19 protein-coding genes are annotated in these 20,394 nt (G+C 65.9%); 7 read left to right on the forward strand and 12 right to left on the reverse strand.

Annotated features, from left to right (window positions below; genetic code table 11):
• The first annotated feature begins 264 nt into the window (after nucleotides 1-264).
• Nucleotides 265-1,833 (forward strand): peptidoglycan L,D-endopeptidase MepK, encoded by a 1,569-nt coding sequence (gene mepK / locus BLT60_RS25020; RefSeq protein WP_483073128.1) that lies wholly within the window; start codon nucleotides 265-267, stop codon nucleotides 1,831-1,833.
• Between the two features lie 113 nt (nucleotides 1,834-1,946).
• On the opposite strand, the gene BLT60_RS00715 is transcribed toward mepK, so the two are convergent.
• The 3 genes from BLT60_RS00715 to BLT60_RS00725 all read right to left on the reverse strand — a co-directional run bounded on the left by BLT60_RS00715 (nucleotide 1,947) and on the right by BLT60_RS00725 (nucleotide 3,451).
• Nucleotides 1,947-2,198: a DUF2312 domain-containing protein gene (locus tag BLT60_RS00715; protein WP_090874304.1), complete on the reverse strand. Its 252-nt coding sequence runs from the start codon at nucleotides 2,196-2,198 to the stop codon at nucleotides 1,947-1,949.
• Nucleotides 2,199-2,288: 90 nt separating this feature from the next.
• On the reverse strand, nucleotides 2,289-2,594 hold the full coding sequence (locus BLT60_RS00720) for a DUF1244 domain-containing protein (RefSeq protein WP_090874305.1): 306 nt from the start codon (nucleotides 2,592-2,594) through the stop codon (nucleotides 2,289-2,291).
• A 17-nt stretch (nucleotides 2,595-2,611) separates the two neighbouring features.
• A complete protein-coding gene (locus BLT60_RS00725; RefSeq protein WP_210185531.1) occupies nucleotides 2,612-3,451 on the reverse strand; it encodes an N-formylglutamate amidohydrolase in 840 nt (279 codons plus the stop codon).
• A 428-nt stretch (nucleotides 3,452-3,879) separates the two neighbouring features.
• Between BLT60_RS00725 and BLT60_RS00730 the strand changes: the two genes are divergently transcribed.
• Entirely contained in the window at nucleotides 3,880-4,341 is a 462-nt protein-coding gene (locus tag BLT60_RS00730; protein WP_090874889.1) for a DUF1036 domain-containing protein, read from the forward strand.
• The gene (pyk, locus tag BLT60_RS00735; RefSeq protein ID WP_090874307.1) at nucleotides 4,338-5,780 is read left to right on the forward strand and encodes a pyruvate kinase; all 1,443 of its coding nucleotides are present in this window, start codon (nucleotides 4,338-4,340) and stop codon (nucleotides 5,778-5,780) included. The genes BLT60_RS00730 and pyk overlap by 4 nt, the downstream gene beginning before the upstream one ends.
• Before the next feature lie 18 nt (nucleotides 5,781-5,798).
• Here pyk and BLT60_RS00740 read toward each other — a convergent pair whose 3' ends face one another.
• The 3 genes from BLT60_RS00740 to cpdR all read right to left on the reverse strand — a co-directional run bounded on the left by BLT60_RS00740 (nucleotide 5,799) and on the right by cpdR (nucleotide 7,097).
• Complete coding sequence (locus BLT60_RS00740; RefSeq protein ID WP_090874308.1) at nucleotides 5,799-6,413, reverse strand: hypothetical protein; 615 nt, start codon at nucleotides 6,411-6,413, stop codon at nucleotides 5,799-5,801.
• A gap of 78 nt (nucleotides 6,414-6,491) precedes the next feature.
• Complete coding sequence (gene ykgO, locus BLT60_RS00745; RefSeq protein ID WP_090874309.1) at nucleotides 6,492-6,617, reverse strand: type B 50S ribosomal protein L36; 126 nt, start codon at nucleotides 6,615-6,617, stop codon at nucleotides 6,492-6,494.
• 120 nt (nucleotides 6,618-6,737) lie between these two features.
• Complete coding sequence (gene cpdR / locus BLT60_RS00750) at nucleotides 6,738-7,097, reverse strand: cell cycle two-component system response regulator CpdR (protein ID WP_090874310.1); 360 nt, start codon at nucleotides 7,095-7,097, stop codon at nucleotides 6,738-6,740.
• A 157-nt stretch (nucleotides 7,098-7,254) separates the two neighbouring features.
• On the opposite strand from cpdR, the gene BLT60_RS00755 reads away from it, so the two are divergent.
• Nucleotides 7,255-8,145 carry an N-formylglutamate amidohydrolase gene (locus tag BLT60_RS00755; protein WP_090874311.1) on the forward strand — a complete coding sequence of 297 codons (891 nt, stop codon included), beginning with the start codon at nucleotides 7,255-7,257 and terminating at the stop codon, nucleotides 8,143-8,145.
• 306 nt (nucleotides 8,146-8,451) lie between these two features.
• Complete coding sequence (gene hisN, locus BLT60_RS00760; protein WP_090874312.1) at nucleotides 8,452-9,234, forward strand: histidinol-phosphatase; 783 nt, start codon at nucleotides 8,452-8,454, stop codon at nucleotides 9,232-9,234.
• Between the two features lie 6 nt (nucleotides 9,235-9,240).
• On the opposite strand, the gene BLT60_RS00765 is transcribed toward hisN, so the two are convergent.
• Nucleotides 9,241-10,182 (reverse strand): alpha/beta hydrolase, encoded by a 942-nt coding sequence (locus BLT60_RS00765; RefSeq protein ID WP_090874313.1) that lies wholly within the window; start codon nucleotides 10,180-10,182, stop codon nucleotides 9,241-9,243.
• Nucleotides 10,183-10,689: 507 nt separating this feature from the next.
• Between BLT60_RS00765 and BLT60_RS00770 the strand changes: the two genes are divergently transcribed.
• Nucleotides 10,690-11,154, forward strand: coding sequence for an Hsp20 family protein (locus tag BLT60_RS00770; RefSeq protein ID WP_090874314.1), 465 nt, complete (start codon nucleotides 10,690-10,692; stop codon nucleotides 11,152-11,154).
• Nucleotides 11,155-11,205: 51 nt separating this feature from the next.
• On the opposite strand, the gene BLT60_RS00775 is transcribed toward BLT60_RS00770, so the two are convergent.
• The 5 genes from BLT60_RS00775 to BLT60_RS00795 all read right to left on the reverse strand — a co-directional run bounded on the left by BLT60_RS00775 (nucleotide 11,206) and on the right by BLT60_RS00795 (nucleotide 14,941).
• Nucleotides 11,206-12,273: a threonine aldolase family protein gene (locus tag BLT60_RS00775; protein WP_090874315.1), complete on the reverse strand. Its 1,068-nt coding sequence runs from the start codon at nucleotides 12,271-12,273 to the stop codon at nucleotides 11,206-11,208.
• 45 nt (nucleotides 12,274-12,318) lie between these two features.
• On the reverse strand, nucleotides 12,319-12,771 hold the full coding sequence (locus BLT60_RS00780) for a DoxX family protein (RefSeq protein ID WP_210185514.1): 453 nt from the start codon (nucleotides 12,769-12,771) through the stop codon (nucleotides 12,319-12,321).
• Nucleotides 12,772-12,824: 53 nt separating this feature from the next.
• Nucleotides 12,825-13,619, reverse strand: coding sequence for an HvfC/BufC N-terminal domain-containing protein (locus tag BLT60_RS00785; RefSeq protein ID WP_175478229.1), 795 nt, complete (start codon nucleotides 13,617-13,619; stop codon nucleotides 12,825-12,827).
• Nucleotides 13,594-14,481, reverse strand: a complete 888-nt coding sequence (gene bufB, locus BLT60_RS00790; protein ID WP_090874316.1) for an MNIO family bufferin maturase — start codon at nucleotides 14,479-14,481, stop codon at nucleotides 13,594-13,596. Before bufB ends, BLT60_RS00785 begins: the two co-directional genes overlap by 26 nt.
• Nucleotides 14,482-14,653: 172 nt before the next feature.
• Nucleotides 14,654-14,941 carry a BufA1 family periplasmic bufferin-type metallophore gene (locus BLT60_RS00795; RefSeq protein ID WP_090874317.1) on the reverse strand — a complete coding sequence of 96 codons (288 nt, stop codon included), beginning with the start codon at nucleotides 14,939-14,941 and terminating at the stop codon, nucleotides 14,654-14,656.
• Nucleotides 14,942-15,497: 556 nt separating this feature from the next.
• Here BLT60_RS00795 and gltB point away from each other — a divergent pair.
• Nucleotides 15,498-20,228 carry a glutamate synthase large subunit gene (gltB, locus tag BLT60_RS00800; protein ID WP_090874318.1) on the forward strand — a complete coding sequence of 1,577 codons (4,731 nt, stop codon included), beginning with the start codon at nucleotides 15,498-15,500 and terminating at the stop codon, nucleotides 20,226-20,228.
• Nucleotides 20,229-20,394: the final 166 nt, after the last annotated feature.

Genomic DNA, 20,394 nt, shown 5'->3' on the forward strand with positions numbered 1-20,394 from the left:
ACCGGCCGAAACCGGTTGCCAAGCCGCCCTTCAAATGCCACGTTTCAACCCTAATCGAGTCAGGCAAGGCTCGACGGGGGCGGGGTATGATGCACGTCCCGTTTTGGTAAAGCGGCGTTAACTTTTATCGCTGCACACTGCGATGGGGACTGGTCCAGCAACGGACAGGGACGGCGACAGGTTTTGGTAATCGACGGGGCGAATGTTCGAGGTGCGTGGGGGCAGCGGGTCAGCCGGCTCCTTGCACGCGTCTGCGCGACAGCGCTGATCGGGTTTGCGGTTTCCGCGCACGGCGCGTCCGCTGAAGACCGGTCTCTCAGCCTTTACAACGCTCACACCAAGGAACGCGCGACGATCGTCTTCAAGCGGGACGGCGCTTACGACAAGGCCGGCCTCGCGAAGATGAACCGCTTCCTTCGCGACTGGCGGCGCAACGAATCCACCAGGATGGACCCGCAGTTGTTCGATATCCTCTGGGAGGTTTATCGGAAGACAGGCGCCACCCGGCCGATTACCGTTATCTGCGGCTACCGCGCGCCGGAAACCAACGCCGCCCTTCGTCGCCGCTCGAGCGGCGTGGCCCAGAACAGCCAGCACGTTCAGGGCAACGCGATGGATTTCTACATCCCGGGCGTCGATCTTGCGAAACTCCGCGCAGTCGGTCTCCAGATGCAGGCCGGTGGCGTCGGCTTCTACCCGAGTTCCGGGTCTCCCTTCGTCCACATGGACACCGGCTCCGTCCGTCATTGGCCGCGGATGTCGCGCAGCCAGTTGGTCAAGGTCTTCCCGAACGGCAACACGCTTCACGTCCCCACCGACGGCAAGCCGCTTCCCGGCTATGCCCAGGCGCTCGCCGCCTACAAGGTTCGCAAGGCGCGCGGCATCGCCGTCGCCAGCACCTCCGGAGTCGGATCTGCGGCCGTCGATGTCGTGGTCGCCGCCGAGGATGTTCCGCTGCCGCGGATCGCGCCGGACCGGATCGACGATGACGTCACCGTCGTCGCCGTCGCCGAGGACATCACGCCGGCCGACGAAGCCGCTTCGCTTCTCGCCTACCCGCCGCAGGGCGCGCGGACCGCGACCGCAACGCCGTTTGCTGACCGCTTTGCCGCGGTCGAGCCGGTCGACCCCGTCGCCCAGGTGATTGCCTTCGAAACCGCCCATGATGGTTCCGAGGTCGCCCCGCCGGACCTGATCGCTGCCCTTCTCGAGCGTCAGCAGCCCGAGCGTCCGGTTTCTCAGTCGGCTGCTTCGTTGCCGATCGCACCGACCGCCGTTGTCGCCACTGTCAACGTCGGCGTCGATCTCAGCCGGCCGCTGCGCGCCGACGCGATCACCACCGCCGTGCTGCGTGGCAACGATGACCGGATAGACCAGCCGGTGCCTCCGGTGCTCGCCTATGCCGCGGCTGACTCCGAGCCTGACGAAGCGCCGGACGAGATCATCACCTCCGCCGTGCCGCTTCCGCAGTCCAGCCCGATCCGCCTTTTCGGCGCCACGGACGAGCCGGCTGCTCCTGCCCCCGAGGTCAACGTTACGGTGGTTTACGGCCGTCTGATGCCGGCAGAATTGACGTTGACCAAGCTCGACACGCAGAGCCTGCGCCTGTGGATCGCGACGCCCTCGACCCGCGAGAAGCGCTACGCCCTGCTGACGATGCCCGATTTCAGCCGCGCCCCGTCGCTGCTTGGCAAGCCTGGTGCGGCTTTCGCCGCGACCTTCGAGCTGACGCCGAATGCCGGTGGCCTGCGCACCGATCGCTTTGCCCCCGGAACCGACCAGGCGCCGAGCGTCGTCGACCTCTTCGGCGAAAAGGTGCTCGCAGCCCGCTAGGGTTGGAGTTCGGGGCGGCGCGATATGCCCCGCCCGCTTTTCTCAAGATAATGGAATGCGATAGCGAACGCGGCGCCCCGCCTCTGAGGGCGGTCGGCGCCGTCGTCAGCGGGCTACTCGCTGAGCATGCCCAGCGCGTGAAGATACAGGTCGAGAAGCGCTTCCTGCTCCTGCCGCTCGGCGCTGTCCTGCTTGCGGATCCTGACGATCTGCCGGAGCACCTTGGTGTCGAAGCCGTTGCCCTTGGCTTCGGCGTAGACTTCCTTGATGTCGTCAGCCAGGGCCTGCTTCTCTTCCTCAAGCCGCTCGATGCGCTCGATGATGGATCGAATCTGGTCTGCTGCGATGCCACCGGTATCGGCCATTGCGTCGGCTCTCCTCTTGCGCTCGGGTCGGGCACGCTGATTGCCCCGGCCTGCGCCGCGGGTCAAGGCCGTCAGCAATGAAAACGGGGATCAGTGATCCGGCTTGTTCTGCGCGAAAGCCGCGCGCTGTTCGTCGGTCGCTTCCCGCTGGTATTGGGCACGCCACTGATCGTAGGGCATCCCGTAGACGATCTCGCGCGACGCGTCCTTGTCGATCGCGATCCCCTCGGCTTTCGCCGCCTCCCGGTACCAGTTGGACAGGCAATTGCGGCAGAAGCCGGCAAGGTTCATCAGGTCGATATTCTGGACGTCGCTGCGCTCGCGCAGATGCGCGACGAGACGGCGGTAGACCGCCGCTTCAAGCGCCGTCCGGGTCGCGTCATCCTGTTCGGCCATGGCCGGCTCCTTCCCTCTCATGTCGCCTCGATGGCCTCGACCGGCCCCGCGCGTGAACCATGGTGCCGGATCTCGTGCAGGTCGGGCATCGTGTTGATATCCGCCAGGATCGGCGCGAGGCGCTCGGCCCAGTGATCGGCGCCGGCATCGTCGGAAATCAGGTCCTGGCGCAACTCGACCAGTCCGTGGGCCAGTCCTCGCCGGGTGCCGTGGCGATACATGGTGTCGCGCATCAGCGCGCCGGAATACGGTTCGTTGTCGCCGACGACCAGGTCCGGATCCGCCGCCAGCGCCTCGACCAAAGGTCGGGCAAGCCGCGGGTCGGCGTCCCACAGGATGCCGATCTGCCAGGGCCGGCCACGCCCGCGCCATACCGGGGTGAAGCTGTGGATCGACACCAGCGCCGGCACCGTGCCGGCAGCCAGCGATCGTTCGATCGTCCGCTCCACCTCGGCGTGATACGGCGCATGGTAGAGCGCCAGACGCCGCGCCCTCTCCGTCTCATCGACATGGTGATTGCCCGGCACGATGTCGCCGTCCGACAGGCGCATGATCAGCGTCGGATCGTCCTCGCCGCGGTTCGGATCGATCAGCAGGCGCGAGAAGGTGGTGAACACCGCCGGCGCCCCGAGACGTCGGGCGAGCCCGGCGGTCACGGCCCTGGCGCCCGGATCGTAGGCGATATGGCGCGCGAACGCCTCCGGCGGCAGCCCCAGCGTCCCGTATTCGGCCGGCAGCCGGTTCTCGGCGTGATCGCAAAGCAGGATGAGCCCCTGCGCCGGATCGCCCTCGATCGTCGAAAACGCCGGATACGCTTCCGACGCCACGTCCGCGCCGGCCGTCTCGGGTGAAATCATGTCCATGCACGGATTGTAGTGACGACGACCGGCCTGTGCCAGAGCGAGCGGTCGGGATAGCGACGCCTGAATGCCGCAGCGCGGGCCGTCCGGGGTCGGATTGCCCGGCAGACGGAGCGGGCCGGAATGAGCCATCGTGTGGCGCGGACTCCTCCACCAGCCTTGATGCTGCCGCCTTCGCCTGTGCATGTGCCGCGATCAACTGACGATTCGAATTTCTGACCTCGGCGAGACGGCAATGAAATCAACTGTGGACGCGTTGACACGGCGAAACCCGCCGCGCGATAAGAACGTCACTGGAAACGCCTGACAACCGGTTCGCTCAATACGACCCGATGCGATTGCACGCTTCAAAATCATGGCACCGGAAGGCGGTCGTGACCGCCAGTATCGTTCTGTTGGCGGCCGTCGCCACAGGTGCGTTCTTCATGCTGCGCCAGGGCGGGACGGCCGAGATTCGGCTGCTTGAGGCCGGCGCGGCGCCCGCGGGCGTATCCGGCAGCCTGACGGCCGAGAGCGGGGCCGGCGGCCTCCGCCTCTGCAACAAGACCCCGAGCCGTGTCGGAATTGCCATCGGCTACAAGGAAGACCGTCGCTGGACGACCGAGGGGTGGTGGAACGTCGACGCCAGCAGTTGCGAGACGTTGATGGCCGGGCCGCTCGTATCGCGCTTCTATTACGTGTATGCCATCGACTATGATCAGGGCGGCACATGGGGCGGCAAGGCCGCCATGTGTACGCGCGACAAGATGTTCACCATTCACGGGATCGAGGACTGCGTGGCACGGGGATTTGAACGGACAGGCTTCTTCGAGGTCGACACTGGCGAACAGAGAAGCTGGACGGTGCAACTGACCGAGCCTGGCGAGACCGGCACGGGTGGTCGATGAGACGGTGGCGTAAGGTCAAGATTCTCGCGACTCTCGGTCCGTCCTCCTCAGACAAGGCAAAGATCAAGGCTCTTTCCCACGCTGGTGCGGATGTCTTCCGGATCAACATGAGCCATACCGACCATCCGTCCCTGCGGCGCATGGTCAATACGATCCGCGCGATCGAGGAGGAAGGATCGCGGCCGATCGGCATCCTCGCCGACCTGCAGGGACCGAAGCTTCGCATCGGCACCTTCGCCGACGGCAAGATCGAGCTGACTGCGGGCGACTCCATCGTCCTCGATTCCGATCCGAAGCCCGGCAACCAGAAGCGGGTCTACCTTCCGCATCCCGAGATCTTCGAGGCGATCGAGCCGGGCCATCGCCTGCTTCTCGACGATGGCAAGGTGCGCCTTCGGGTGACCAAGGCCAGCAAGACCCGGGCGACCGCCTTCATCGAGGCCGGCACCGCCCTGTCCGACCGCAAGGGCATCAGCGTTCCCGACTCGACGCTCGGCTTCAGCGCCCTGACCGACAAGGATCGCTCCGACCTCGACGCGGCGCTCGACGCCGGCGTCGACTGGATTGCCCTTTCCTTCGTCCAGCGGCCGGAGGACCTTGCCGAGGTCAAGAAGATTGCCCGTGGCCGCGCCCTGGTCATGGCCAAGATCGAAAAGCCGCAGGCGGTGGAACGGCTGGCCGCGATCATCGAACAATCGGATGCGTTGATGGTGGCCCGCGGCGATCTCGGTGTCGAGATGCCGCTGGAGCGCGTGCCCGGCATCCAGAAGCAGATCACCCGCGCCGCGCGCCGCGCCGGCAAGCCGGTCGTCGTCGCGACCCAGATGCTCGAGTCGATGATCACGGCGCCGGTCCCGACCCGCGCCGAGGTCTCCGACGTTTCGACGGCCGTCTTCGAAGGCGCGGACGCGATCATGCTGTCGGCTGAATCCGCGTCGGGCGCGTTCCCGGTCGAGGCCGTGGAAACGATGGACAGGATCGCCATCGAGGTCGAGCGCGACCCCAACTACCCCAGCATCATCTACGCCCAGCGCACCGAGCCCGAGGCGACCAGCGCCGACGCGATCTCGGCCGCTGCCCGCCAGATCGCCGAGACGCTGCACCTGGCCGCCATCTGTTGCTACACGGCCTCCGGCGCCACGGCGGTGCGTGCCGCCCGCGAACGCCCGTTGACCCCGATCATCGCCATGTCGCCGATCCAGTCGACGGCGCGGCGCCTGTCGATCGTCTGGGGCCTCCATTGCATCGCCGGCAAGGAACCCGGCACGATGGAGGAGATGGTCGACCGGGCCTGCCAGGTCGCTTCGTCGGAACTCGAGGCAACGCCCGGACAGCGCATCATCGTCACCGCCGGAGTGCCGCTCGGAACGCCGGGCGCGACCAACATGCTGCGGATCGCCTTCATCGGCAGCCACGGCGGCGATTCGCTGAAGAGCTAATACCGGTCTCCCGGGGCGTCAGAGCGACTCGCCGATGTCCTTGGCTTCAAGCTCGTCGAGCGCTTCCTGAACATTGTCGAGATAGGGATCGACGGCGAGCGCCTCGCGGTAGGCGGTCATCGCCCGCTCGTCTTCGCCAAGCGCCCGCATGATCATCCCGAACCCGCTCAGCGCGCCGAAATGTCGTGGCTCAAGCGCAAGCACCTGCCCGATATCGGCGAGCGACCGGCTGTAGTCTTCCATCAGGAAGTGGACGGTCGCCCGCTTGTTCCAGCCCTCGGCGTAATCCGGCTTCATGACGATGACGCGATCGAGGAAGTCGAGCGCCCGCGGGTAGCGCTGCTCCTGCGTGGCGCCGAGCGCCCAGTTCATCAGGAGATCGACGGTGTCGCTGTCCGATTCCAGCCACAGGCGGAGAATCGAGCGTTCGGCCTCCTTGGCGGCGCGCTCGTCCTTGGACGTCGTCAGCGTCTCGAACAGCTTGTCGATTCGCTCGGCCTTGGTCAGTTCGACCGCCGGCTCCTTCACCTCGTCGAGGGTGACCGAGGGCAACGGCAATGCCTCCTCGGTGCTGGCATGGCCATGGCCGGGCAGGAGAAGGACAATCGGGAGAACAAGCGCAATAAACCGCATGACCGGCACGTTAGCGCCGGTCGCGGTCAATCGTCAAAACAAACCGATGTGAACGTGTCAAACGTTCCGAACCGGCGGTCAGCCCTGGCGAGCCTTGAACCGCGGGTTGGACTTGTTGATCACGTAGATGCGCCCTTTCCGCCGAACGAGCCGGTTGGCGCGGTGACGGTTGCGCAGCGAACGGAGGGAGTTACGAATCTTCATGGGTCTCTGGCCAACTCGAGATGACCATGCCCTGCATGGCCTGAAATGTGGCCGGAACCTAGGGTCGAGGCCGGCTCGTGTCAAGATCGAAGCCGCTAGGCGGCTGGACTTTCCGCCGGTTCAGGCGGCGAGAAGCTTCTCGACCTCGTTGACCAGGTCCTTGAGGTGGAAGGGCTTGGAAAGCACCTTGGCGGCCGGCGGTGCGTTGGATTCCGGATTGAGCGCCACCGCGGCGAAGCCGGTGATGAACATGACCTTCAGATCAGGATCGAGTTCGGTCGCACGCCGGGCGAGTTCGATCCCGTCCATCTCCGGCATCACGATGTCGGTGAGGAGCAGCGTGAAGGGCTCCTCCTGAATCCGCTCGTAGGCGGACTTGCCGTTGTCGAAGGACACGACGTCATATCCGGCATTCTGCAACGCCTTGACCAGAAAGCGGCGCATATCGTTATCGTCTTCGGCGAGGAGAATTCTCGTCATTGGGTAGTGCGGCTCCGATTTCCCTAACGCGACGTAGCGGTCCCGGAGTAAAGATCGCGTGAACGGCGAAAAGCAAGGACTTTGGCGGCTGTGGACAGGCCCCGCCGAAATTGGCAACATTCGCCTCCAACATCGACGGTGCCCGAAACTGCAGCCTATGCCGACACCGAACGATTCCGCCGCCCAGCCCCCTTTCGAGATCTTCTCGCCGGAGCGGCAGGTGGTCCCGCTGGTTTTCAATTCGCCGCATAGCGGCAGCGCTTACCCGGCTTCCTTCCTCGCCGCCTCCCGGCTCGACGCCTGGACAATCCGGCACTCGGAGGACAGCTATGTCGACGATCTCTTCGCCTCGGCGATCGCCCATGGCGCGCCGCTCCTGAGGGCCAATTTTCCCCGCGCATGGCTCGACGTGAACCGCGAGCCCTACGAACTCGACCCAAAGATGTTCGCGGGCAGCCTGCCGGCCTTTGCCAACATCCGCTCGGTGCGCGTCGCCGGGGGTCTCGGCACGATCGCCCGCATCGTCTCCGAACGGGAGGAAATCTACGACCGCCCCCTCGATGTCGGCGAGGCCCTGGCGCGGATCGAAGGCTTCTACAAGCCCTACCACCAGGCCCTGCTCGACCTCATCCAGACGACGCAATCGACTTTCGGCATGGCGGTGCTGGTTGATTGCCACTCGATGCCCTCCGCCGCGCGCGGCGGCACCGGGCGCCTCCGCCCCGATATCGTGATCGGCGATCGCTACGGCACCAGTTGCGCCGTCGAGCTGACCGACATGGCGGCGCAGATCCTGACCCGCCTCGGCTACTCGGTCAGTCGCAACAAGCCCTATGCCGGCGGCCATATCACCGAGCATTACGGCCGCCCCAACCAGGGCGTCCATGCCCTGCAGATCGAGATCAAGCGCTGCCTCTACATGGACGAGCGCACCTTGCAGCCCACGGCGGGTTTCACGCCGCTCTGCGAGGATCTCTCGATTTTCGTCAGGAAGCTTGCCGACGCGGTCGGCTCCGGATTGCTGTCCCTGCGCGACGCCGCCGAATAGGCCAGAACAGGCGATCAGGCAAAAAAAAGGCCGCTCGTTTCCGAGACGGCCTAAGTCTAGGGAGGAAACGCCCAAGGAGGGCATTGCGGTATCGCTACCGCACTGCAACAATTAGATATCTCCAGCGGTAAATCAAGGGAAGGGTTGGGGTTTGTCGCCAAGCGGCGCCAATCCCGCCCTGAAATCCGTTTTCCTCGATGAAAAGCCGTCGAAGAATTTGATCGAAATCAATAGGTTATGAAGGAGTGTGTCTCTTGAGCAACAGGACTTGCAACTTGCGCATGGCAGCTATGCCCGGGCGTTTCGATGGACGTTGAAAGCCTGTCGGCCTTCGTCGACCGCCTCGCCGACACTGCCTCCGATTCGATCATGCCCCTATTTCGGGCATCGGTCAGCGTCGAGAACAAGTCCTCCGGCGGCTTCGACCCGGTAACCGCCGCCGACCGCGAGGCGGAGGCCGCGATGCGAAAGCTGATCGGCGAGGCCTACCCCGACCACGGGATCGTCGGTGAGGAATATGGCAGCGACCGCGCCGACGCCGAGTTCGTCTGGGTCCTCGACCCGATCGACGGCACCCGCGCCTTCATCACCGGTCTTCCGGTCTGGGGTTGCCTCATCGGTCTGCTCCATCAGGGCAAGCCCGTCCTCGGCATGATGGCGCAGCCCTTTACCGGCGAACGCTACGCCGGCGACGGCAAGCGGGCCTGGTACACCGGACCGGGTGGCGCTCGCACAATTGCAACACGACCGTGCAATAGCTTGGCGGAGGCCGCGCTGTTCACCACAAGCCCCTCCCTGTTCCCCGAGGCAGACCTGCCCGACTATCAGAGGGTCGAGCGGGCCGTCCGCCTCGCCCGCTACGGCGTCGATTGCTACGCCTATTGCATGGTCGGCTCCGGCCATGCGGATATCGTCGTCGAGGCGGGGCTGCAGAGCTACGACATCGTCGCGCTGATCCCGATGATCGAGGGCGCCGGCGGCCGGGTCACGACGTGGGACGGTGGCTCGGCAGCATCCGGCGGGCGGATTGCCGCGACCGGCGACCCCCGGCTGCATGAGAAGGTGCTGGAGACGCTCGCGGCCGCCTGAGGCGGCTCACGAGCCGGGGATGAAGGCGTCGAAGGCGGCCCAGAACTGCTCCCGCAGCCCATCGCGCTCCATCATCACTTCGTGCTTGGCGCCCGGCAGCATCACCAGTGCGCCGGCGCGCAATTCCCCGGCCAGCGCCTCGACGGCGCTGACCGACACGACAGCATCGCGCATGCCGACCACGACCAGGGTCGGCACGGTGATCGACGATGCGAAATCGGGCTCGGACGCCTCGGCCATCGCCTTGCAGGCGGCATGCAGCCACCCGTAGGTCGGCGGCCCGACGGAAACCTGGGGCAACTGGTTGTAGATCGCGGAATTGCGGGCGAAGCGGTCCGGATCCGAGGTGAACGGATTGCCCTCGAAGATATTGTCCGCGATGGCGCGGTTATGCGAGCGCGACAGGCTGAGTTCGCCGAGGCCGATCGCGGTCATCAAGGCCGTACCGGTCTGGATCACGCCCGGCGACGGGCGCTTGCGACCGAGAGCGATCAGCGGCGCCGCCAGCACCATGCGGCTGAAACGGGCGCGGCCGGACTGGGCGGAGCGCAGGCACACCAGCCCGCCCGTCGAATGCGCCAGGGCGAAATACGGCGGCGGACAGTCCGGCAATGCCACCTGGTGCATGAAGGCGTCGATGTCCCGGTCATACTCGTCGAAGCTGTCGACGTGCCCCTTCTTCGCGTTGCGAAGGACCCGTTCCGAGCCGCCCTGCCCCCGCCAGTCGACGGTCGCCACGGCGAAGCCCTTGCGGCGCAGGTCGTCGATCGTCTCGAAATAGCGCTCAATGCATTCGGCACGCCCCTGGAACAGGCAGACCGTCCCGAGCGTCTTCCGCCCGCTTGGCCGCCACCGCGCATAACGCAGGCTGACGCCGTCGCTGGTCATGACTTCGCCGACCACCGCCCCCTCGGGTACGGGGTTGGTTTCGATACCGTAGAGTTCCATCCGCTCCGCCGGAAAGATGTGGGAGCCCTGATTAGAGCGTTTCGCGAAAAGTGTATCCACTTTTCCGTGGCGGGAGAGCGGAGATTCCGGATCGCAGGGCGTTTCGCTTCGTTGGCTGGCGCGAGATCCGCCGGGAAACCAAGCCGGCGGCGCCCTGGGGGAGGCGCCGCCGGCAGGTAGAGAACCGATACCGGAGGGGGGCGGAACGATACCGGTCTCTTCTCTTCAGGTCCGGTCGGATCCGGGTGGTTGTTCCCGTTGGACGACCGACCGAACCAACGCCACGGACTATGCCCACCCCACCTGAACGCTCCCCGAAACGCCCGTTCATCTGCGGTTCACCTGCGCGCCACCTCGCCGCCTGATTTGGGCCTTGACTCCGCCCGCGGCAATTCCCAGATGAACAATGCGGACGCCAGACGGGTCCGCCGAACCCATTGAAATCCCGGCCATAACGGCGGGCAACCGGGTTCCGATCAACCAGTCGCTCATATGGAGGACAGACACATGCGTAGTTTCGATCTCAGCCCCCTTTATCGCCAGACCGTCGGCTTCGACCGCGTGTTCGGCATGCTCGATTCGCTCGGTAACTTCGATGGCGCGGCCCAGAGCTATCCGCCCTACAACATCGAGCGCACCGGCGAGAATGCCTATCGCGTGACGATGGCGGTTGCCGGCTTCGGCGACGAGGACCTCTCGATCGAGGCCAAGGAGAACACGCTCACCGTCAAGGGCGAGAAAAAGGACCAGAGCGAAGGCGAGGAGAGCAACGTGCTCTATCGCGGCATCGCGGCGCGCTCCTTCGAGCGCCGGTTCCAGCTCGCCGATCACGTCGAGGTGCGTGGCGCCAGCCTTGAGAACGGGCTTCTCCACATCGAGCTCGTCCGCGAGATTCCCGAGGCCATGAAGCCGCGGACCATCGCGATCAACGGCAATGCCAAGAAGCAGGTCGAGGCAAAGGTCGCCGCGTAATCCGCGCGATCTGATCGATCGGAGGGCGCCCCTTGCGGGCGCCCTTTTTCGTTAGGGTGTTGTCGAGCCGGAAACCAGCGCCGCGAACCGCGCCACCTCGTCCTCGCTCGTCTGGAACGACGTGACGAAGCGGACCAGCACCTCGCCCGGCCCCGGCAGGGCGTCTGCCGGCATCCCGGCCGGCGACCACGGATAATAGATCGCGCCGGCCGCCTTGAGGCGCGCGTCGAGCCCTTCGGTCAGGATCGCCAGGACCTCGTTGGCGGAAGGCTCCAGCGCCAACCGCGCCTCTCTGCCCGACCGCACGGCGTCGGCAAGCACCCGCGCCCGCGCGTTGGCATGGCCGGCAAGCGCCAGCCACGTATCGCCCTCGAGATAGCGGGCGAACTGGGCGGCGATGAACCACGCCTTCGAGAAGCCGTGTCCGATCCGCTGCCGGGCGAAGCCGAAATCGCGCGCCTGCGCCGGATTAAAAAAGACCACCGCCTCCGCCGCCAGGCAGCCATTCTTGGTGCCGCCGAAGGACAGGACGTCGACGCCCGCTTTCCAGGTCACGTCGGCCGGCGACACGCCAAGCCCGGCAACCGCCCCGGCAAAGCGCGCGCCGTCCATGTGAACCGCCAGCCCCTTGTCCTTCGCGACCTCGGTCACCGCCGCGACTTCCGCCGGCGAATACGCCTGTCCGAGTTCGTTCGCCTGCGACAGGCTGACCGCCACCGGCTGGCCATGGTGGAACCCGCGTTCGGGAAAGGCGGCAAGCCCGTCCAGCAGCGTCGACGGCGTCAGCTTGCCACCCTCGCCGTCGAGACCGACCACCTTGACGCCGCCGCCGAGGAACTCGAGCCCGTTCGCCTCGTCGACATTGATATGCGCCTGGGTATGGCCGAAGACGATGCTGCCCGGCCGGCAGTAATTGGCGATGGCCAGTGCATTCGCCGCCGTCCCCGTGCCGACGAAGTAGACCGCGACCTCACGCTCGAAGATCTCGCAGAACCGCGCCTCGACCGCCTTTGACAGCGCGTCGCCGCCATAGGCCGGGCCGCCGTTCCGCGCCTGTTCGGCCAGTGCCGCCACGATGGGCTCGGCGGCCCCCGCCCAGTTGTCGCTGGCGAAGATCATGGCCGGACGGGAGAGGCGGATGTCACGCGCCCCCCTCCCCGACTGTCAGCGGCGCTTCCAGGAATTGAGGATCAGGAAGTCGAACGAAATCCGGCCGGGACCGTAGGCGATCAGCGCCAGGGCCATGGCGACCCAGGGAAGGGTCTCTGTCGCCCAGAACTGGGGATACACCAGGAAGATGACGATGATCATCCCCAGCATGCCAAGCGCCGAGAGACGCGTCAGGAAGCCGATCACCAGCGCGGCGGGAAGCAGGATCTCGCCGAAGGACGCCAGCCACACGGAAATCTCCGGGTATGGCATCGGATAGGTCTTGTCGAGAATCCAGAACTTGCTCCAGTCCGAGGGCGCGTGGAGCATGAATTCGTGGGCGAAGAGATACTTGGCGCCGCCATTGAGCTCCAGGAATCCGTCCCACTTGGTCAGTCCCGACTTGAAGAAGGGGAGCGCGAGCGCGATCCGCAATGCCAGCGATGCAATGGCCTGGATGAAAATCATGTAACCCCCGCCTGCCCCGGGCGAGCGCGCCGCCGGTGCGTTTTCCGAATCCGTCATTGCGGCACCTGTTCAAGCCCGCGGCGGATTTCGACGAAGGCGCCCGCGCCGATCAGACCCGCAATGTTGCCGCCGAGATCGAAACGCTCATCGGACGATTGTCCGAGCGCCGCCGCCGATCCAAGCGATTCACCGGACGCCAGGGCCTCGACGAAAGCCGTCCCCCCCGGGGGAACGACTCGAACCTCGACCTCTGCATCCGGTCTGACGATGAGTGCATCCTCACCAATGGCAAAGTCAACCGCGGATGTCGGCACGTCGGAGGCGTTCATCCGCCATATCGTGACGGCGGGAAACGAGGATTTTGACAGGCGGAGCGACGGATGCAGGCGGAACGTCACGTCGGCAAGCTCCGCTTCCGGCACCTCTGCAAGCGCGGTCGAGGGAAGCGGCACGGCGTCGGCGGCGTGATAGGATTCGCGCCACTGCCGCTCGATGCGGGCGACGTCGGCGAGATAGGGCAATGACGAAGCCGGCTCGAACCGGGCGATGAAAGCCGGGAACGTCTTGCCGTAATCCATCAGCACCGGCGAGGTCGGTGGGCTTTCCAGGACATAGGTCCGCGCCATCACCTTGAAGAAGTCCTCGCCGACGATCCGCTTGACTGCCGGGAAAGCACCGGCCAGGGAATTCCCCAGCGCGACCAGTACGTTGTTGCGATAGATCGAAAAGCGCTTCGGCGCCGGCCCGCCGTCGGGACCGACAATTCCTGCCGGTATCGCCGCGGCCGGGTTGCGCAGCGCCTCGGCGAATTCGGCCTGGATTTCAGACAGCGACTGCAAGTTCAGCATCCTCGTCTCGGCGGGCACGGGTCAGGACAGACTCGACCCGGCGCGCCTCGGCGAACAGCGTCGGCCAGTCCGGCACGTCGTTGTCCCATTCGACCAGCGTCGGAATCGGTCCGCACCGCGACAGCGCATGGTCGTAGAGTTCGACCACCACCGGATCTGCCGGCCGGTCATGGGCGTCGATCAGCAGCGGATCGCCATGATCGTCCTTGCTTGGCGCATAGCCCGCCATGTGGATTTCGCCGACATGCTGCATCGGGAATCGGTCGAGATAGTCGATCGCGTTCCAGCGCTGATTCGTGCACGAGACATGGACGTTGTTGACATCGAGCAGCAGTCCGCAGCCGGTCCGTGTCGCCACCTCGGTCAGGAATTCGATCTCGCCGATCGTGCTCTCGGCGAAGGCGACATAGGTCGACGGGTTTTCCAGGAGCATCCGGCGACCGACCGTGTCCTGCACCTCGTCGACATGGTCGGCGACGCGGCGCACCGATTCCTCGTCATAGGGCAACGGCAGCAGGTCGCTGAAGAAGACGCTGTCATGCGTCGACCAGGCGAGGTGCTCGGAGAAGAGGCCGGGCTGGTACCGCTCGTTCAGCGCCTTCAGGCGCTTGAGGTGGTCGCGGTCAAGGGGACGGGCCGCCCCGATCGACAACCCGACGCCATGCAGCGAAAGCGGGTACTGCTCGCGGATCGCCGTCAGGTAGCGGTGCGGCGGGCCACCGGCGCCCATGTAGTTTTCGGCGTGCACCTCGAACCAGCCGACGTCCGGGCGCTCCGTCAGGATCGCGTCATAGTGCTCGGGCTTGAGGCCGACGCCGACCCGCGCCGGGATCGCGTCTGGCTTCGTGGATTGGAGTGGCATGGTGGATTGTTGCGACATGGCGCGCGTCTCCTCCCCATCGGTCGGAGGCCCGAAACGGTGGGCCTGCGCTCATTCTATCAAGATTGCGGCGCCGCGGGCAGCATCGCCGCTGGCGCGCCAGGCAGGGCGGACGACACCGCCGCCCGCCCTGCCCGGAGGAAATGCCCTGGAACTAGGCCGGACGGTCGATCGGCTCGAGGCTGCCGGGGCCTTCCGGCGTCTGCATCTCGGTGCAGGTACCGGCCGGAACCAGCTTGAACGACTGGCCGTCGTAATCGACGGTCGAGGTGCCGGCACAGGAATGGGCGCCGGCGGCGCAATCGTTCTGGCCCTTCAACGAAACGCCGTAGCACTTCACCATGTCGCCTTCGGCGGCCGAAGCCGGGACGGCGAAGGACGCCATCGCCGCGGTGACGGCGCCGGCAAGAACGGTAGCGGTGAGCTTCTTTGTCGTGGACATTCTAGTCTCCTCTCTGTTCGACCCAATCAGTCGATGATGCAGAACGACGGTTGTCGTTCGAACTCCCAACCCCAGAATGGTCTCTACTGGTGTCTCGATCCGGTGCACGTCGCCCCGTCGAGAACCGAAGACTGCTAGGATGCCGCGTAAATAGAAAATCAAGTGGGTGTTACGGATTTCATACGGCCCGGTCACACGACCGTGAACCTTGCCGGCGCGCATGTCATACTGGCGGAGGGGGCAGGAGGTATCTTGCCGGGCAACCGGAAATCTGGCATTGTGAAGGGATAGGACAGGACTACTGTCCAATAGTTTGGGGCGGACTGCTTCGAGGGGATCAGGCGGATCGGCCTTGTAGCGCCGACGCACACGGTCCGGCGGGCCTGTTGCGCATAGCGCTGCGCTCCTGTGAAATGGACGTGCTTCCTTGCTGGAAGGCGTGCCTTGTGTTGGTGCAAGGTGTCCAACCGCACCGCTGCGACTGTCTCTGCGAGACTGTCGGCGCGGCGTGAACGGATGCCGGGGTCGTGGACCTGCGAGAGGATCGGCGACCGTAATGACGGAGGTGGGGACAATGAACAGCGCAGCGAAGAGTGCGCCGACCAGCGAGCGGTCGTCTGCGTCCCAGGACACGCGCATGCGGCGCGTGGCTGGCGGCTTGTATGACCCGATGCGCGAGCACGACGCTTGCGGCGTCGGCTTCGTCGTCAACCTGCGCAAGGAAAAATCCCACAGGATCGTCCAGGGCGGTCTCCGCATCGTCGAGAATCTCGAGCATCGCGGCGCGGTCGGCGCCGACCCGCTGGTCGGCGACGGCGCCGGCATCCTGGTTCAGATGCCGGATCGTTTCTTTCGCGCCGAGGCAGAACGGATCGGCTTCGAGCTGCCCGCGGCAGGAGAATATGGCGTCGCCTTCATCTTCATGCCGCGCGACGACGCGCTGCGCGCCGAGATGGTCACGACCGTCGAGGAGGCTATTGCCGCCGAGGGTCTGGAACTCCTCGGCTGGCGCGACGTGCCGGCCGACAACAGCTGCCTTTCGCAGGCGGCGGAAATCCGCGCCAGCGAGCCCTTCAGCCGCCAGGTCTTCGTCCGGCGGCCTTCGGACGCCGCCGATGCCGATGCCTTCGAACGCAAGCTCTATGTGGCCCGCAAGGTCATCTCGAGCCGAATCTACGATGGCTATAGCGGTCTCGAGAACGACTTCTACATCGTCTCGATGTCGTGCCTGACCATCGTCTACAAGGGCATGTTCCTCGCCGCCCAGCTCGGTGCCTATTACCCCGACCTGCACGACCCGAGCTTTGAGTCGGCGCTGGCGCTTGTCCACCAGCGCTTCTCGACCAACACCTTCCCGTCCTGGCGCCTTGCCCACCCCTACCGGATGGTCGCCCATAACGGCGAGATCAACACGGTTCGCGGCAACGTCAACTGGATGGCGGCGCGTCAGGCGACGGTCCAGTCTCCCTATTTCGGCGATGACATCTCGAAGCTGTGGCCGGTCTCCTGGGAAGGCCAGTCGGACACCGCCTGCTTCGACAACGCCCTCGAATTCCTCATCCGCGGCGGCTATTCGATGCCGCAGGCGGCGATGATGCTGATTCCGGAAGCCTGGGCGGGCAACCCGCTGATGGACGAGGAGCGGCGTGCTTTCTACGAGTATCACGCCGCGCTGATGGAGCCGTGGGACGGCCCGGCTGCGGTCGCCTTCACTGACGGCCGCTATGTCGGCGCGACGCTCGACCGCAACGGCCTGCGCCCTGCCCGCTACATGGTCACCGCCGACGACGAGGTCATCATGGCCTCCGAATCCGGCGTGCTGCCGGTCGATGAGAGCCGCATCGTCAAGAAGTGGCGCCTGCAGCCCGGCAAGATGCTGCTGATCGACATCGAGAACGGCCGGATCATCGACGACGACGAGATCAAGGCCGAGCTGTCGAAGAAGCATCCCTACCGGAGCTGGCTGGCGCGGACCCAGATCGTTCTGGAGGACCTGCCGTCGGTCGCCCCGCAGACCCCGGCCGCCAACGGCACCCTGCTCGATCTCCAGCAGGCCTTCGGCTACAGCCGCGAAGACCTGAAGATGCTGATGACGCCGATGGCCACCACCGGCCAGGAAGCCATCGGCTCGATGGGCAACGACGTGCCGATCTCGGCCCTGTCCGACCGGTCGAAGCTCCTCTACACCTATTTCAAGCAGAACTTCGCCCAGGTCACCAACCCGCCGATCGATCCGATCCGCGAGGAACTGGTGATGTCGCTGGTCTCCTTCATCGGGCCGCGGCCGAACCTGTTCGATCTCGAAGGCCACGGCCAGCGCAAGCGTCTGGAAGTGCGCCAGCCGATCCTCACCAACGAGGATCTCGAGAAGATCCGCGCCATCGGCGACCTCGAGGACAACCCGTTCCAGTCGATCACCCTCGACATCGCCTTCCCGGCCGACCAGGGCCCGGACGGCATGGGACCGGCTCTCGAAGCGCTGTGCGCCGCCGCCGAGCAGGCGGTGCGCGACGGCATCAACATCATCATCCTGTCCGACCGCACGGTCGGCCCCGACCGCGTGCCGATCCCGGCGCTTCTGGCCACCGCCGGCGTTCACCATCACCTGATCCGCGTCGGGCTGCGGACGTCGGTCGGCCTTGTCGTCGAGACCGGCGAGGCGCGCGAGGTCCATCACTTCTGCGTACTGGCCGGCTACGGCGCCGAGGCGATCAACCCGTATCTCGCCTTCGCCACGCTGACCCAGATGAAGTCGGAATTCCCCGAGGAAGTCGACGACGAAGAGGTCGTCCACCGCTACATCAAGGCGATCGACAAGGGCATCCTCAAGGTCATGTCCAAGATGGGCATCTCGACCTACCAGTCCTATTGCGGCGCCCAGATCTTCGACGCCGTCGGCCTGACCCAGGACTTCGTCCGGCGCTACTTCACCGGCACCGCGACGACGATCGAGGGCGCCGGACTGCGCGAGATCGCCGAGGAGACCCTGCGCCGCCACGCCGCCGCCTTTGGCGACTCGCCCGTCCTGCGCAATGCGCTGGATGTCGGCGGCGACTACGCCTTCCGGCTGCGCGGCGAGGCCCATGTCTGGACGCCCGAGACGGTGTCGGCGCTGCAGCACGCCGTGCGCGGCAACCTGCCGGAGAAGTACCGGGATTTCGCCCGGCTGATCAACGACGCCGACGGCAAGCACCTGACCATCCGCTCGCTGTTCCGCGTCAAGGACGCGAACGAGGACGGCCGCCAGCCGGTACCGATCGAGGAGGTCGAACCGGCCGCCGAGATCGTCAAGCGTTTCTCGACCGGCGCCATGTCCTACGGCTCGATCAGCCGCGAGGCGCATACGACGCTGGCCATCGCCATGAACCGGATCGGCGGCAAGTCGAACACCGGCGAGGGCGGCGAGGAGCCGGACCGTTTCAAGCCGCTGCCGAACGGCGATTCGATGCGCTCGGCGATCAAGCAGGTCGCCTCGGGCCGCTTCGGCGTCACCGCCGAGTATCTGGTCAATTCCGACATGATCCAGATCAAGATGGTCCAGGGCGCCAAGCCCGGCGAAGGCGGACAGCTGCCCGGCCACAAGGTCGACGCGGTCATCGCCAAGGTGCGCCATTCGACGCCGGGCGTCGGCCTGATCTCGCCGCCGCCGCATCACGACATCTATTCGATCGAGGATCTCGCCCAGCTGATCTTCGACCTCAAGAACGTCAACCCGGACGCCGCCATCTCGGTCAAGCTCGGCTCTGAAGTCGGTGTCGGCACCGTCGCCGCCGGCGTTGCCAAGGCCCGCGCCGACCATGTCACCATCGCCGGCTATGAGGGCGGCACCGGCGCCTCGCCGCTGACCTCGATCAAGCATGCCGGCAGCCCGTGGGAGATCGGCCTGGCCGAGACCCACCAGACGCTGGTCAACGAAGGCCTGCGCGGCCGCATCGCCGTCCAGGTGGACGGCGGTGTCCGCACCGGTCGCGACGTGGTGATCGGCGCCCTGCTCGGCGCCGACGAGTTCGGCCTTGCCACGGCGCCACTGATCGCCGCCGGCTGCATCATGATGCGCAAGTGCCACCTCAACACCTGCCCGGTCGGCATCGCCACCCAGGACCCGGTCCTGCGCAAGCGCTTCACCGGCACGCCGGAGCATGTGATCAACTACATGTTCTTCGTCGCCGAGGATGTCCGCGAGCTCATGGCGGCGCTTGGCTTCCGCTCGTTCGACGAGATGGTCGGCCAAATGCAGATGCTCGACCGCAGCGCGGTGATCGAGCACTGGAAGGCCAAGGGCCTCGATTTCGCCCGGCTGTTCCACAAGCCCGTGCCGCGCGCCGACGTTGCGATCCACCATTGCGAGGTCCAGAACCACCCGATCTCGGAGATCCTCGACCGCCGCCTGATCGAAGCGGCACGGCCGGCGCTCGAAGAGGGCAAGCCGGTCATCATCGAGGAGACCATCGGCAACACCGACCGCACCGCCGGCGCCATGCTGTCCGGCGAGGTGGCCAAGCGCTACGGCTATGACGGCCTGCCCGAGGACACCATCGCCATCAAGCTGACCGGCACCGGCGGCCAGAGCTTCGGCGCCTGGCTGATGAAGGGCATCAGCATGGAGCTGATCGGCGAGGCCAACGACTATGTCGGCAAGGGTCTCTCCGGCGGACGCATCGTTGTCCGGCCGGCCGAGGATTCGAGCATCGTTCCAGAGGAATCGATCATCGTCGGCAACACCCTGCTCTACGGCGCGATCTCCGGCGAATGCTACTTCCGCGGCGTCGCCGGCGAACGCTTCGCCGTGCGCAATTCCGGCGCGGTCGCCATCGTCGAGGGCGCCGGCGACCATTGCTGCGAGTACATGACCGGCGGCGTCGTCGTCGTGCTCGGCCGCACCGGGCGCAACTTCGCGGCCGGCATGTCGGGCGGCGTTGCCTATGTGCTGGACGAGGACGACAGCTTCGCCACCCGTTGCAACCTGTCGATGGTCGAGCTTGAGCCGGTGACCGAGGAGGATGATCTTCTCGAGCGCCTGCAGCACCATGGCGGCGACATCGAGTACAAGGGCCTGGTCGACGTGTTGTGCGACCTGTCGCGCCACGACGCGGAGCGGCTGCGCCTGCTGATCACCCGGCATGTCCATTTCACCGGTTCGGACCACGCGCGCAAGATCCTCGACAATTGGGCGGACTACCTGCCGAAGTTCCGCAAGGTCATGCCGGTCGAGTATCGTCGCGCGCTTGCCGAACTGGAGCGTCAGCAGCGCGAGGACGCGCCGGAAATGGCTGCTGCCGGGGAGTGACGTGCCGCAGCGGTGGCGCCGGCTTCACCGCGGCCTGTCGATTGCCGCCGGGTTCGTTTCCCGGCGGTCGGGTTTGTCGTCAACGGCGGAATCGCGCCGCTGGCGTTGGTGTTGGGGGTAGCAATCGGGTGTCGGTCTTCCGGCCTCGTGAAGTTGCCGATTTGAG

It is taken from the genome of Bauldia litoralis (assembly GCF_900104485.1).
In the GTDB taxonomy this organism is placed as follows: Bacteria; Pseudomonadota; Alphaproteobacteria; order Rhizobiales; family Kaistiaceae; genus Bauldia; species Bauldia litoralis.